The 13415-nt window shown below is 42.4% G+C and carries 13 protein-coding genes; 7 read left to right on the top strand and 6 right to left on the bottom strand.

What is annotated here, in order from left to right; translation table 11 throughout:
• The first annotated feature begins 6 nt into the window (after positions 1 to 6).
• From VB740_RS25925 to VB740_RS25915, 3 genes are read left to right on the top strand one after another with little or no spacing between them, the layout of a single operon-like run.
• Positions 7 to 2355, top strand: coding sequence for a hypothetical protein (locus VB740_RS25925; RefSeq protein ID WP_323202737.1), 2349 nt, complete (start codon positions 7 to 9; stop codon positions 2353 to 2355).
• Positions 2312 to 2998, top strand: a complete 687-nt coding sequence (locus tag VB740_RS25920) for an OmpA family protein (protein ID WP_323202736.1) — start codon at positions 2312 to 2314, stop codon at positions 2996 to 2998. The genes VB740_RS25925 and VB740_RS25920 overlap by 44 nt, the downstream gene beginning before the upstream one ends.
• A gap of 13 nt (positions 2999 to 3011) precedes the next feature.
• Positions 3012 to 4421, top strand: a complete 1410-nt coding sequence (locus tag VB740_RS25915; protein ID WP_323202735.1) for an EH signature domain-containing protein — start codon at positions 3012 to 3014, stop codon at positions 4419 to 4421.
• 38 nt (positions 4422 to 4459) lie between these two features.
• Here VB740_RS25915 and VB740_RS25910 read toward each other — a convergent pair whose 3' ends face one another.
• Positions 4460 to 4753: a type II toxin-antitoxin system RelE/ParE family toxin gene (locus VB740_RS25910; protein ID WP_323202734.1), complete on the bottom strand. Its 294-nt coding sequence runs from the start codon at positions 4751 to 4753 to the stop codon at positions 4460 to 4462.
• Positions 4753 to 5022: a type II toxin-antitoxin system ParD family antitoxin gene (locus tag VB740_RS25905; protein WP_181929438.1), complete on the bottom strand. Its 270-nt coding sequence runs from the start codon at positions 5020 to 5022 to the stop codon at positions 4753 to 4755. Before VB740_RS25905 ends, VB740_RS25910 begins: the two co-directional genes overlap by 1 nt.
• A gap of 17 nt (positions 5023 to 5039) precedes the next feature.
• On the opposite strand from VB740_RS25905, the gene VB740_RS25900 reads away from it, so the two are divergent.
• Both VB740_RS25900 and VB740_RS25895 read left to right on the top strand, forming a co-directional pair.
• On the top strand, positions 5040 to 5204 hold the full coding sequence (locus VB740_RS25900; RefSeq protein ID WP_323202733.1) for a hypothetical protein: 165 nt from the start codon (positions 5040 to 5042) through the stop codon (positions 5202 to 5204).
• A gap of 90 nt (positions 5205 to 5294) precedes the next feature.
• A complete protein-coding gene (locus VB740_RS25895; protein ID WP_323202732.1) occupies positions 5295 to 6017 on the top strand; it encodes a TerC family protein in 723 nt (240 codons plus the stop codon).
• 119 nt (positions 6018 to 6136) lie between these two features.
• On the opposite strand, the gene ndk is transcribed toward VB740_RS25895, so the two are convergent.
• Complete coding sequence (gene ndk / locus VB740_RS25890) at positions 6137 to 6586, bottom strand: nucleoside-diphosphate kinase (protein WP_323202755.1); 450 nt, start codon at positions 6584 to 6586, stop codon at positions 6137 to 6139.
• Positions 6587 to 6813: 227 nt separating this feature from the next.
• Between ndk and speA the strand changes: the two genes are divergently transcribed.
• Entirely contained in the window at positions 6814 to 8829 is a 2016-nt protein-coding gene (gene speA, locus VB740_RS25885) for a biosynthetic arginine decarboxylase (RefSeq protein ID WP_323202731.1), read from the top strand.
• A 151-nt stretch (positions 8830 to 8980) separates the two neighbouring features.
• Here the strand turns inward: speA and VB740_RS25880 are convergent, their stop codons facing one another.
• From VB740_RS25880 to VB740_RS25870, 3 genes are all read right to left on the bottom strand, one after another.
• A complete protein-coding gene (locus VB740_RS25880; RefSeq protein WP_323202730.1) occupies positions 8981 to 10150 on the bottom strand; it encodes an NDP-sugar synthase in 1170 nt (389 codons plus the stop codon).
• Between the two features lie 232 nt (positions 10151 to 10382).
• Positions 10383 to 11213, bottom strand: a complete 831-nt coding sequence (locus VB740_RS25875) for a ScpA family protein (protein WP_323202729.1) — start codon at positions 11211 to 11213, stop codon at positions 10383 to 10385.
• A gap of 243 nt (positions 11214 to 11456) precedes the next feature.
• Positions 11457 to 12542, bottom strand: a complete 1086-nt coding sequence (locus tag VB740_RS25870; protein WP_323202728.1) for an AI-2E family transporter — start codon at positions 12540 to 12542, stop codon at positions 11457 to 11459.
• Positions 12543 to 12669: 127 nt separating this feature from the next.
• Between VB740_RS25870 and pdxH the strand changes: the two genes are divergently transcribed.
• Complete coding sequence (pdxH, locus tag VB740_RS25865) at positions 12670 to 13314, top strand: pyridoxamine 5'-phosphate oxidase (RefSeq protein ID WP_323202727.1); 645 nt, start codon at positions 12670 to 12672, stop codon at positions 13312 to 13314.
• The last annotated feature ends 101 nt before the right edge of the window (positions 13315 to 13415 follow it).

The following is a 13415-nucleotide window of genomic DNA, read 5'->3' as shown; positions in this document are numbered from 1 at the left end:
TGCAGCGTGGAAATAGCAAAACTTTGGGACATTATTTGGGATAACGAACCTTTTCATTGGACAATTGCTTTTGTCTTAATAGCCGCAATTATTGTCGAGCTTTACACATTATTTCAGTATTGGCGCTCAGAGTGTGGCATAACTGGAGCCTCTATTAAATTTTTGAGTAATTTGAAAAATGGTAAAAATGTAAAGCTTTCAAACCAAGTTCGCCAATGGTTAAAAGATCATTTAGGAACCGATGACTCTAGTAGATTCAGACAAAAAGATGGTAATTTCATACTGATAAAGCATCCGTCTGTCTTAGCCCATCCCATACCTCGTAGTTCCCTGCGCTTTGTGATAACCTTGTGTACTGCCATCGGCGTTTTAGGAACCTTTTACGGTATACAAGAGGGACTCCAAGGAATAAATTTATCTACAGAAAATTCTAAAGAATTGATGACTGCCAGTAAAGGACTACTGGTAGGAATGAAAACAGCTTTTTCCACTTCCTTGATGGGGCTTGGTTCTGGTAGCTTGTTTACTCTAGTTTTGTTTGGGTGTGATTCGCTACGGCAGAAACGGCGTGATAGTCTGCGTCAGAAATTGAAGGCGATCGCAATTTTGAAAATGGCAGACAATAACAATGGTGATCTAGTTGAAGCATTTATCCGTGTAGGAAATAATTTGTCAGGGTTAAACCAACTGAGTGCTGAAGCCATTGGTAAATCTGTGGGTAAGAGTATAACAGAACAGTTCGCCGGGTTAAATCAACTGAGTGCTGAAGCCATTGGTAAATCTGTAGGTAAGAGCATAGCAGAACAGTTCGACGGATTAAATCAATTATCAGCCCAAGCTATTGGTCTAGCCGTGCGTCAGCAAATATTTCCAGCTTTAGAAGCAATTTTCAAAGAGCAGAAACAACTTCGAGAACTCCAAGAAAATCAGGGACAGAGAGTTTTAGAAGAACTCATTAAGGATATGCGAGTTCAGGTACTCGAACCCATTGCAGATCGACTAGATAAAAGTGCAGAGTTAACCCAACAAGCTTCTGAAGCTGTGCTGGCTCTGCATAGAGAATTGGGTGGTATATCTCAAAGTTTGGCAAGTTCCATCTTGACAATTCAGAACTTTCAAAAAGAAACTTTGGTCGAACTCCAAGTATTCGCTAACCACCTGGGATACACTCTCAATCAATTTCAAACAGATACAAGAGGTGTTTTACAACTAACAGCCGACGAAATTAATAGAGCCGTAGACCAAAGTATCCAAGGAATGACAGCCCAGCGAAGTGCTTTTAAAGAAAGTGCAGTAGAAGCTGCTGCTACCTTCCGAGGAATTCGAGAGGAACTTCAGACAGCACTACAAGAACGGGCAATAGTAGAACAGCAGATGCTTCAAGGATTTGCTAACAATATGGGACAAACTTTGAGTCAATTCCAAACTGAAACTACAGGAGTTATACAACAAACATCTCACGAAATTAATCGAGGTGTAGCTCAAAGTATCGAAGGAATGACAGCCCAGCGAAGTGCTTTTAAAGAAAGTGCAGTAGAAGCTGCTGCTACCTTCCGGGGAATTCGAGAAGAACTTCAGACAGCGCTACAAGAACGCGCAGCAGTAGAACAGCAGATGCTTCAAGCTACTCGGACTGGAATTATCCAAATTCTCACCCAAGCCAATAAAACCTTTCATGAGCAAACTAATACTCTACAAACAGTGGGTAATCAAGCTTCTGGATTGATGAATGATGCGAAGGATAATCTTCTGGCTACTTTAGGAAATATCGACGCAACACTTACAGCAACTCGCCATACAGTAGAAGATGATTTGACAAGATTTAGGGAAGAATATCAAACAAATTTACAGACATTCTTTCAACAACAAAACAACTTACTTGAGGGGACACTAGGCAAACAACGAGATGGATTATCTGGGGTTGTGAACAATCTTGATAAAGTCTTCCGAGAAGAATCTCAAAGACGTAGTGAATTGACTCAAGAGGTAGACAAAAGTATGACTAAAATTCAAACATCTGTCGAACAAATTAACAAATTAGTTAGTGCGGCTGGATTAAATGATGCACAACGACTAATTCAACTAGAAAAGCTTGCAAGCGGAATTGGTCAGCAAGTGCAAATAGTTGATAATTCATACATAAGTTTGAATAAAACATTTCACAATAGTCTTGAGTCTTGGCAGAGTCACCTTGAAAGTTCTATGCAAAGGACTGTTGACTTACAGGAAAGCTTTTTCCAACAAGCAGATACTTCTATGGCTAGAGTTTGCGGAGGTTTGCTAGAGACAGCAAAAGTTCTAGTTGCTGCACATGATAACTACCAATTTGGTAATGGTGGAAGCAATCATGGATGATTTTATCAGAGGTGAAATTGATGCAGAGATTATAGAGGATGATGACTCTAGTATCTATCTGTCTATTGGCGATCTAATGTCTGGTTTACTAATGTTTTTTGCTTTGCTATTTATTACTGCACTACTCCAGCTTGCACAAAAGGATGTACCAAAACGGGTAGTAATTGGTAATGTTGTGGGACAGATGAAAAGCAACAATATCAATGTTAAAGTCAACCCAGAAACAGGGGATGTCAGTATCCAAGAATCAATTCTTTTTGCCAAGGGAAGTACCGAACTAAAAGCAGAAGGTAAAGCTTTTCTACGCAGCTTTATTCCTGTTTACAGTGGGGTTATTTTCTCAAAACCAGAATTTGAGCAGGAAATTAGCCGCGTAGTTATAGAAGGTCATACTAGCTCAGATGGAGACGATAAAACTAATTTACAACTAAGCTTGTTGCGATCATCATCAGTTTACAACTACATTTTTTATGATATGAATTTTCCTACAAAAACACCTTTAAGCCAGAAAATATTGGCTGCTGGTCGTGGAGAAATTGAATCTGACAAAAAACGTGATAATCCAGGCGATCGCAAGGTAGTTTTCCGCTTTCAGTTTCGCAGTGATGAGTTAAAAAAAGATATTGTAAAAACCTCTCTCTAAAGGAGCTACAACTTTGAATTCTCAGTTTTCTATTCTTTCCCTACCTGAAACTCCTAAGTATAGTCCTAATCAACTTATTCAGCTTGCAAGTAACTTACCAGATACAACAATATCAATACCAAGCATTGATAAAATATTGGAAGCTATTGAACAGGATAAAGCTGATCAAGTAAGTAAGTTGGACTGGGTTTATTGCATTCATGCTAAAGCACAGTGGGATCAGCAAAATATTGACCGATCTAGGAAAACATCAGCAGCCATTTGGAAGGTAGCAATTTATAACTCATGGTTGCAACATCAGCTATTGTGGCGTATAGCTCTTTATTATGGCGATCGGCAAGAACAGGTGTTAACACAGTCTTTAGCTGAATCTTTTGATATTTTTGCTAATTCTGACTTAGTTAGTCACCTACTACCAGTTCAAATTATTCGGGCGTTTCGCAGTACACAAGCAGGTATAGAATTAGCAAAAATTACTTGCGAACAGCGTATTAATCGAACTGAATTGCTAAACACAATCAAAGAAAATTTACCTATTTGGATTCCATTATTTAGCAAATTTATAGAAGACATAACGCCATATTTTACTACAATTCGCTCTCCAAGTCAGCAGCAAGTAAGATGGTTGCTAAGTTGTTTGGATGAAATGTCAGATAGTCAGCAAATAAAAGCTGTTAATCGTTTGCTAACTAATGTTTCCAATGATATAGCAAGCAATCATTCTTTACTGGTTGATTGGTTGCGAAATAACTATAGAAATGGTGAAAATTGGTATAAACTTTCAGATCCAGCAAGACAAAGACTTAGAGAGTGGATTGGAGGTATCAATTATGGTGATTTCCAAAAGTTAGTAAATCTCATATTGAACAAGCTGGATTTAGAAAACTTCGAGTCAAATCGGCTATGTAGTCGCAGGGATTTTTGGGCTAATTACAGTAACCGCTTTGAACGGCTTCGCATCTTGTTACCCAAGACATCACAAATTGCCATAGGGTATCAAATCCAAGATGATGTTGATCTACTAGAGGATGATGGTAGTGATCCAACAGAGGTTTGTATATTCGATTTTGGTGAGTGGTTTTTAGTCGAGTTCTTTCGTGGAAGAGGTGGTGAGACGCGCCTGTTTCCTAAAAATTCCAGGAATCAGCAAATTCTTTTCGGTGAATCCACACTTTCAATCAAACGCATTCGCTGTCTGGGTGGCGATAGACATGATCATGTTTATCTTTGGCAGGAATTTTCCCCTACTTGGCTTAAAAATCATGGAATTTTGCCTAATCCAAATACCCAGCCTTCCAGAAACCCCATAGCAGAAAAATTACGAAAGCGAGAACACAGGCTTGAGCCGTGGCAAAGAGAGATTGAACGTCTAGAAAGAGAAGCTAAAGCTTACTGTAACAAGATTTGTTTTCTAATAGACTAAAAATTATTACCGTGAATCATCATCTAAAAATAGCGCCTCTAAATCGAAAATAGCGCCTCTAAATCGCGGTAGCCACTTACTATTCGCACAACTTCAATCCCCTCTGCAATTGGGCGGTAAAATATCAAATAATCATCAACTGGAAAGCTTCGCAACGCAGTTAGAAGTTCATCCCGTCTACGTCCCATGCTGGGAAATTGTGCCAAAGTATCCAACTTTTGATTAATGAGTGTGAGCAACCTATCTGCGGAATCTGGATTTCCAGCAAACAAATAATCGTTAATTTCTTGTAAGTCTTGGGTAGCTTGAGGCGATAGAAAATATAAACTCATTATTGCCCCTGAGTCCTTCTCAAAGCTTGGTTCTTTTGACGCAGTTGCTCGATTACTTCTCTACCGTCGAGTCGTTCTCCGCGATCGAGTTGCTCAACCCCGATCGCAATTTCTCTTTGCAGTTCCTCAAACCGACCCTTGTAAATACGTTCCCGTTCTTCTAACAGCCTAATACCAGCAAGAATCACTTCCTCATTTGAGGTGTACTTCCCGCTTGCAACTTGACCTTGAATGAACTGCTCAAGCTCGGTTGTTAAGGAAATATTCATAAGTTAATACCATATTTTTGTTCTCATCTTCTAATTCTAGATGCGAACTGACAGCAGTCCATTGCGATCGCACTAAGCTAGATGTTAAAACTTTGGGTGTATTGACTTATACGCAAATTACCCCACTTGTAGGGCGATCGCACACATTCAACCCTCTTCAAAATGCACCACAAGCACGTTAAGCTGAATTAGAGTGGCAATTTATTGCGATTTTTAATATATAAATCTCTGTTCTTGTCAAATTTTAATTTTTTCTGTTTGAGAAACCCGGAATGCTAGACCGAATTTTTGATTACCTCGACTTTCATTTCAGCCTTGAAGCCCTTATAGTTCTGCTGATCCTGGTGCTTTTAGAGGCGCTGTTATCTGCCGACAATGCGATCGCCTTGGCTGCGATCGCTAGGGGGTTGGAAGACGAAGAACTTGAGCGTAAAGCACTCAACTTTGGTTTAGTTGCTGCCTATGTGCTGCGAATCAGCCTCATTCTCACTGCCACTTGGGTGCAACAATTCTGGCAATTTGAATTATTGGGCGCTGCTTATCTACTGTGGTTGGTATTCCAACACTTTACCTCGGAAGAAACTAAAGACGATCACCATCACGGGCCGCGGTTTAATTCATTGTTGCAAGCGATACCAGTGATTGCATTTACAGATTTGGCATTTTCTTTGGATAGCGTGACAACTGCGATCGCAGTTTCTCAAGAAAAATGGCTAGTGCTGACGGGTGCAACAATTGGTATTATTACGCTGCGATTCATGGCGGGATTGTTTATCCGTTGGTTAGACGAATATGAAAACCTAGAAGACGCAGGCTATATAACTGTAGCTTTCGTGGGCTTGCGTCTGTTGTTGAAAGTGGTGAACGATAATTTAGTTCCACCAGAATGGATCATGATTACTGCCATCTTCCTGATTTTAGGGTGGGGCTTTTCCAAGCGTGTTGGCACTGAATTGGCTCAAGTAGAACCGGAGAAGAGTGAAGTCTCGAAGTAAGTGAGGGGGATGAAGGGGATGAGAGACAGGGGAAAAGGTTAAAGGGGAAAGGGTAAAGGGATAAATTTAACCTTTCCTCTTACCCCTTTCCCTTTCCCCATTCCCTACTCCCTAATCTCTTACTCGTGCAACCAAGGGGTTATGTGTGGTTGCCAATTGACTAATTCTTCATCCTTAAACCATAGGGCTATTTCCCGTTGCGCGGTTTCTTGAGCATCAGAACCGTGGATCAAGTTGCGACCAATATTCAGGCCAAAATCGCCCCGAATCGTTCCCGGCTCTGCTGTTAAGGGGTTTGTTGCACCAATAATCTTTCTGGCAGATGCAACAACGCCATCACCTTCCCATACCATCGCCACGATTGGGCTAGAAGTGATAAATTCCACTAAACCGCCAAAAAAGGGACGTTCCCGGTGAACATCATAATGTTGTTCAGCCAATTCTCGACTGACTTTCAGGAACTTTAAACCAACTAGGGTAAAACCTTTGGTTTCAAAGCGACGGATAATTTCCCCCACTAATCCCCGTTGTACTCCATCTGGCTTAATTGCTAAGAATGTACGTTCCAAAGCTATCTCCAAAAAATTAATGAATTTTTTATTTTGTCCTTTGTCATTTGTCATCCTCTGTCTTGAGTCTCAGGGTTTTGTACTAATGACCAATGACCAATGACTAATGACACATGACTCTTGACCAATCAGAGTTTATCTCAGAAATTATCATTGGGTGCATATACGTTCCCAAATGAATGCGTTAAATTGTTAATTCGTGGGTGAAAAACAGAGGTTAGGAAGAAATGGGTGCTGATTCAACTGCTACATCTGACGAGGTGGTACAAGTACCGTCCAATGGACACAAAGAAGTGAAAAATCATAAGCAAAAAAAACTGTTACCACCTAGTCCTACCGCAGGAGATTTACCTCGCTCCTGGAAAATTGAGGATAGTGAAGCCTTGTACCGCATTGAGGGTTGGGGACAACCTTATTTTTCCATTAGCGCTGCTGGTCACGTTACCGTGTCACCAAAGGGCGATCGCGGCGGATCTCTTGACTTGTTTGAATTGGTCAACGCCATGAAGCAGCGCAACTTGGGGCTTCCCATGTTGATTCGCTTTTCCGACATTTTAGAAGACCGGATTGAGCGCTTGAATGCTTGTTTTGCCAAAGCGATCGCCCGCTACAATTACCCTGGTGTCTACCGTGGCGTGTTTCCTGTCAAGTGCAATCAAGAGCGGCATTTGATTGAAGATTTAGTCAAGTTTGGCAAACCCCATCAATTTGGTTTAGAAGCTGGTTCCAAGCCAGAATTAATGATTGCTCTGGCTGTCCTGGATACACCAGGAGCATTATTAGTTTGCAACGGCTATAAAGACCGGGAATATATTGAAACGGCAATGTTAGCCCAAAGACTAGGGCAAACACCAATCATCGTCATAGAACAGATTGAAGAGGTTGATTTGGTGATTGATGCCAATCGCCAGTTAGGTATTAAGCCAATATTAGGTGTTCGTGCTAAACTCAGTACCCAAGGCATGGGGCGTTGGGGAACCTCTAGTGGCGATCGCGCTAAATTTGGTTTGACAATGCCTGAGGTAATCGAGGCTGTTGACAAGTTACGCGAAGCTAACCTGCTCGATTCTTTGCAGTTGATGCACTTCCACATTGGCTCACAAATTTCTGCCATCAATGTAATTAAAGATGCTATCCAAGAAGCCAGCCGCATTTATGTGGAATTGGCAATGCTGGGAGCAGATATGAAATATCTTGATGTTGGTGGCGGCTTGGGCGTAGATTACGATGGCTCCCAAACCAACTTCTATGCATCGAAAAATTACAACATGCAGAACTATGCTAACGACATCGTGGCAGAGTTAAAAGATACTTGTGCAGAGCGACAAATTCCCGTACCAACACTGATTAGTGAAAGTGGACGAGCGATCGCTTCCCATCAATCGGTGCTGATTTTTGATGTTCTCAGTACTAGCGATGTCCCCCTAGATTCACCAGAACCTCCACAAGAGGGAGAATCCCCGATTATCAATTATCTTTGGGAAACTTACCAATCCATCAACAAAGAAAACTATCAGGAGTTCTACCACGATGCGGCACAATTCAAAGAAGAAGCTATCAGTCGCTTCAACTTAGGAATTTTACGCCTCCGAGAACGAGCCAAAGCCGAACGCCTCTACTGGGCTTGTTGTCAGAAAATTCTAGACATAACTAGGCAGCAAGAATACGTACCTGATGAACTGGAAGACCTAGAAAAAATCATGGCTTCCATCTACTACGTCAATATGTCAGTGTTTCAATCAGCACCAGATTGCTGGGCGATCGATCAGCTATTCCCAATCATGCCAATCCACAGGTTGGATGAAGAACCAATCCGCCGAGGAATTTTAGCAGACCTCACCTGCGACAGTGATGGCAAAATCGACCGCTTTATTGACCTGCGCGATGTCAAATCGGTTTTAGAACTACACAGCTACAAGCCTGGAGAACCCTATTATTTGGGAATGTTCTTGAATGGAGCTTACCAGGAAATCATGGGCAATTTGCACAACCTATTTGGCGACACCAACGCCGTTCACATCCAATTAACGCCCAAAGGCTACCAGATTGAACACGTTGTCAAAGGTGACACCATGAGTGAGGTGGTGAGCTACGTCCAGTATGACTCCGAAGATATGGTGGAAAACATTCGCCAGCGTTGCGAGAAAGCATTAGAAGAGAAGCGCATTACCCTAGCGGAATCTCAGCGATTGCTGCAAACCTACGAGCAGAGTCTCAGAAGATATACGTATCTAAATAGTTAGGATTGGGAATTGGGCAGTGGGTATGGGGAAAGGGAAAGGGGTAAGGGGAAAGGTTAAATTTATTCCTTTAGCCTTTCCCCTTTCCCCTTTAACCTTTTCCCCTTCCCCTTTAACCTTTTCCCCTGTCCCTCATCCCCCCATTCCCCATTCCCTAAATTACGTTTGTCCCCAACAATTCCTCTATCGCTTGTAGTTCAAGAGGAGTATGTGATGGTGGAGTCTGACGAGCATCAGTAATCAGCCAGTCTAAAGCAGCCGCTTGAACATCTATTGCAGCGCCAGTTTTATCTACGCAATAACGTCCAAACACCAGCTTATCGACTAAACGCACTCCTGGACCCAGGCGCGACCATTCAAAAATGACGCTGTTTTCCACTGTTGCGCCACTACATATCCAACAATTAGGGCCAATCATCGCTGGACCGACAATTTTAGCTCCGTCCTCTATTCTCGTCATTCCGCCAATGTAAACTGGGCCTGTGATATCCACTTTGTCCCAATTCACGGCAACATTTAAGCCCGTGTAGATGCCAGGGGCAACTTCATGACCGGGGATTTGCACATTCTTAATTTCACCCAGCAGTACACCACGAATTGCCCGCCAATAATCTGGAACTTTCCCAATATCTACCCATTCAAAATCCATAGGGATGGCGTAGAAGGGGGCTTCGATTTCCACCAATTTAGGGAATAATTGGCCACCAATGTCATATTCGACACCAGAGGGTATATAATTAAAAACCTCTGGTTCAAAAATGTAAATACCTGTGTTGATATTGGTGCTAAGGGCTTCTTCAGTTGAAGGTTTTTCTTGGAAAGCTTTAACACGCCCCTCTTCGTCTGTTACCACCACACCGTAGCTAGAAACTTCTTCTTTGGGGACAGATTTCGTAATAATAGTAGCGATCGAGCCTTTAGCTCTATGCCATTTAACTGCCGCAGTTAAATCCAAATCAATTAAAGCATCACCGCACAACACCACAAAGGTATCATCAAAAAACGGTGAGAAGTCTTGGATGCGCCGCATCCCTCCAGCTGAACCTATTGCTTCACCTTCTAGTTTACCGTCGTCATCAATTTTCCCTTCAAAGGAATAGGCAATCTGCACCCCAAACCGCTGACCGTCACGAAAATAGTTTTCTATTTCCTCAGCCAAATGACTAACGTTGACCATAATTTGGTCAAATCCATGTTGGCGTAACAGTTCCAGCAAGAACTCCATCACTGGCTTTTGCAGGATGGGAATCATTGGTTTAGGAATTGTATAGGTAATCGGACGTACGCGAGTACCCTTGCCAGCCGCGAGAATCATCGCTTTCATAAAAATTTATTCCTCAACCACAAGCCAGTTTACTTTCATCGAGTGATACTTAATCATCAGTTTTTATTTCTGCTCTAAGTCATCCCCCAGAATAGGGATAACAGGAATTTAGTGGTTATTACAACCATATGTATACTTAGATGACAAGCGATCGCTTATCTTTTCAATTTACTCGGATTTTGGAACTGAATCAAAAATCTGTAAATTATCTGTAAGGCTACTGTTGGCTTTTTTAGTTCATCGACTGCTCAAAAGGATTACCGGTCTTAGGTGAATCTGTAAGTAGCCGAACTTTAATCTCATGGTAAAACTCCTCTTGAAATAGCTCTACTTTTGATTGAGCCGAGAGTAACAGTAGCGCCCAGAAAACGCTAACTAAATGACTGTCTTTAGAATCATGTCCAGACCCATTTTGGTTGAAAAGCTTTGTCTGAGTCCACAACTCTACAAGTTGTTCTAGATTCAACCAATTTTGTTCTAAATTTAGCTCCCTTGCCGACACATGCAAAACCTGCTCTAGTTCTCCAGCTACTTCCGTCAGATTTTCCTGGTGAGCTAACTCCAGTGCCTCCCGCATCCTTTGGACGCTTGGCAGACGTCTGGGACGGATAGGTTTGCTGACTTTTTCTACCAGTTTTAGCTGGTTCGCCATAATCTGCAATTGCTTGATTAACTCTTGCAAAGTCACCCGGCGCTTTGGTGGCGGCATCGCCGATGGACGACGACGCAATTGCCGTTCTAATGGTAGACGATGACCGTGATGTGATATTCCGTCTTCATCTTCAAATAGGGAATCATCTACTACACCATCCTGGATATCTCCTACTGTTGACAATTGCATCAAGGTATTGGCTTTGAATAATACCAGCATTGATGCTGACAAAAAAGCCTGTCCAGATTGAGACAAGTCCGCTTCATACCCTCTTCCTATTGACTCCGGTGCCATCAGTTCTAAGTAACGGTCAATCACCTCAATCACTTGGACATCCCAAGGGTCAATTTCTCCCTGTTCAGCTTGGTAAATCAGCAGTGTGATTGTTTCTAATAGCTCGGAAGCTTCCATTAACGGGTTCTAAGTTAATTAATAACAGTAATTGCCTGTTGGCAGTATTCCCTGAAATTTGTAATCAATCACCATTGTGAATTGTGAGATCGGATTGTGCAACTTTGAGCATTGGGCATTGGGCATTGGGCATTCATTGGGGAAAGGGAAAGGGGTAAGGGGAAAGGTTAAATTTATCCCTTTACCCTTTAACCTTTTCCCCTGTCCCTCATTTCCCCTGCTTCCCCTGCCTCCCCTGCCCTCTTAATCAGGGGGCGGGTCATGAGCAATAGTAACAGTTGAAACAAAGTCACTTGGCTTGCCGTTCTTGATCGCATCGAAAGTGCCTTTAATAGTACCAGCAATGGGAACAGCAACAAGCGTCCCCAACAACCCAGCAATCTCAAACCCCATCAAAATAGCTACAAAAATCCAGATGGGATTCAGCCCAATAAAATTGCCGAGTAACCTGGGAGCTAACAAGTTATCTTTAACCTGCTGCATGAGAATTGCCGCTATGGCAACTTGAACTGCTAACCACCAATTTTGCAGCAGTACTAAAATCGTCACTAAACCAATGCCAAGAGAGGCCCCGATAAAGGGAATAAGTTCCGAGATCCCGATTAGTATGGCAAACAATAGGGCAAAGGGCACTTTCATCACCAAGAAAATTGGCGTCAGGGCTAGCACCATGAACAGTCCTAGCAATAACTGGCTGAGGAAGAAGTTTTGAAAATTTAGGCGCAAGGATGAGGTGAGGGGATCTCCAATATTAGAAGGCAAAAGATTGACCAGTCCATACCAGACGCGATCGCCATATAAAAGCATATAAAATGCAAGCACGATGACTAACACTACGTCAAGTAATCCTGATAGCAGTGTTCCAGCAAATCCCACTGCACCAGAAGCTAGCTGTTGTACTAGATTCTGAATATTTGCATTGATTTGACTGCTCACAACTCTCAGATCAATTGGCAAACGTCGTTTTTTTGCCAGCATCTCATACTGCTCTAAGTTTGCTTGACTGGCACCTAACCAATCAGGGATATTATTTAACAGTTGGATTGTTTGGTCAATAATCAACGGCACTAGGGTGATGCCCAGAATCCCAAACAAAGTTAATGTTGCAAGTAAAACTATGATCACCGCTTGAGTGCGCGTGATCCGGGCACGTTCAAATAACTTAACTGGGTAATTTAGTAGAAAAGCCAGAATAGCCGCAATGCTCAAGACGGTAATGGGATGCTGGAAATAGCGAAAAAGCAAGGAAATTAGCCAGACATTGAGAGCGATAATCGGGCCGCTCAGACCATAAATTAATAAGCGTTGAAGGGAGGCCGAACGGCGCATCTTATGCAACCTATTTTAGATATTCTTTGAGAGAATTTATAAAATTCTTGATGGCGCTGATCATCATCATAGATATTTTTAACAAAGATATGTATAGGCGTATCTGTTACTAAGGAAGTAAATAAAAATGGACAAAACCGTAGCCGACCTTCGCAAAGACTATACCTTAGAAGGTTTGAGCGAGCTTGAAGTTGACCTCAATCCGTTTATCCAATTTAAAAAATGGTTCGATCAGGCACTAGTAGCGCAACTGCCTGAACCCAATGCCATGACCATTGCCACTGCCACACCAGATGGTAAGCCCTCAGCCAGAATGGTATTACTCAAAGATTTTGATGAACGGGGCTTTGCTTTCTTTACTAACTACAACAGTCACAAAGGGCAAGAACTAGCAGAAAATCCCCAGGCGGCTTTAGTCTTCTGGTGGGCAGAACTGGAACGTCAAGTGCGAATTTCGGGATATGTAGAGAAAGTTTCCGAAACTGAGTCTGACCAGTATTTTCATAGTCGCCCTCCTAACAGTCGCCTGGGTGCATGGATATCTAATCAAAGTGAGGTGATAGAAAGCCGAGAAGTTCTTGAGCGACGTTTGCAGGAGTTTGAAAGCAAATATGAAAATCAGGAGATTCCCCGACCACCTCATTGGGGAGGCTTACGAGTGATCCCCATAGAAATTGAGTTTTGGCAAGGTCGCCCCAGCCGTTTGCACGATCGCTTACTTTATAGCCGTTTAGATGATGGCACTTGGAAAATTGAGCGGTTGTCTCCTTGAGGGGATGAGGGAGTGGGGAGTGGGGAGTGGGGAGTGGGGTAAAGGGTAAAGGGTAAAGGGTAAAGGGATAAATTTAACCTTTCCCCTTACCCCTTTCCCTT

Source organism: Nostoc sp. UHCC 0251 (assembly GCF_034932245.1).
Classification (GTDB): Bacteria; Cyanobacteriota; Cyanobacteriia; order Cyanobacteriales; family Nostocaceae; genus Nostoc.
Note: the sequence above shows the minus strand (reverse complement) of the source record. Positions and strands in the feature narration are given on the sequence as shown.

Coding starts and splice junctions, on each gene's coding strand:
- pdxH (WP_323202727.1), top strand. CDS start 12,670: ATGGACAAAACCGTAGCCGACCTTCGCAAAGACTATACCTTAGAAGGT.
- VB740_RS25920 (WP_323202736.1), top strand. CDS start 2,312: ATGATAACTACCAATTTGGTAATGGTGGAAGCAATCATGGATGATTTT.
- VB740_RS25905 (WP_181929438.1), bottom strand. CDS start 5,022: ATGAATATTTCCTTAACAACCGAGCTTGAGCAGTTCATTCAAGGTCAA.
- VB740_RS25910 (WP_323202734.1), bottom strand. CDS start 4,753: ATGAGTTTATATTTTCTATCGCCTCAAGCTACCCAAGACTTACAAGAA.
- VB740_RS25895 (WP_323202732.1), top strand. CDS start 5,295: ATGCTAGACCGAATTTTTGATTACCTCGACTTTCATTTCAGCCTTGAA.
- VB740_RS25880 (WP_323202730.1), bottom strand. CDS start 10,150: ATGAAAGCGATGATTCTCGCGGCTGGCAAGGGTACTCGCGTACGTCCG.
- speA (WP_323202731.1), top strand. CDS start 6,814: ATGGGTGCTGATTCAACTGCTACATCTGACGAGGTGGTACAAGTACCG.
- VB740_RS25875 (WP_323202729.1), bottom strand. CDS start 11,213: ATGGAAGCTTCCGAGCTATTAGAAACAATCACACTGCTGATTTACCAA.
- VB740_RS25870 (WP_323202728.1), bottom strand. CDS start 12,542: ATGCGCCGTTCGGCCTCCCTTCAACGCTTATTAATTTATGGTCTGAGC.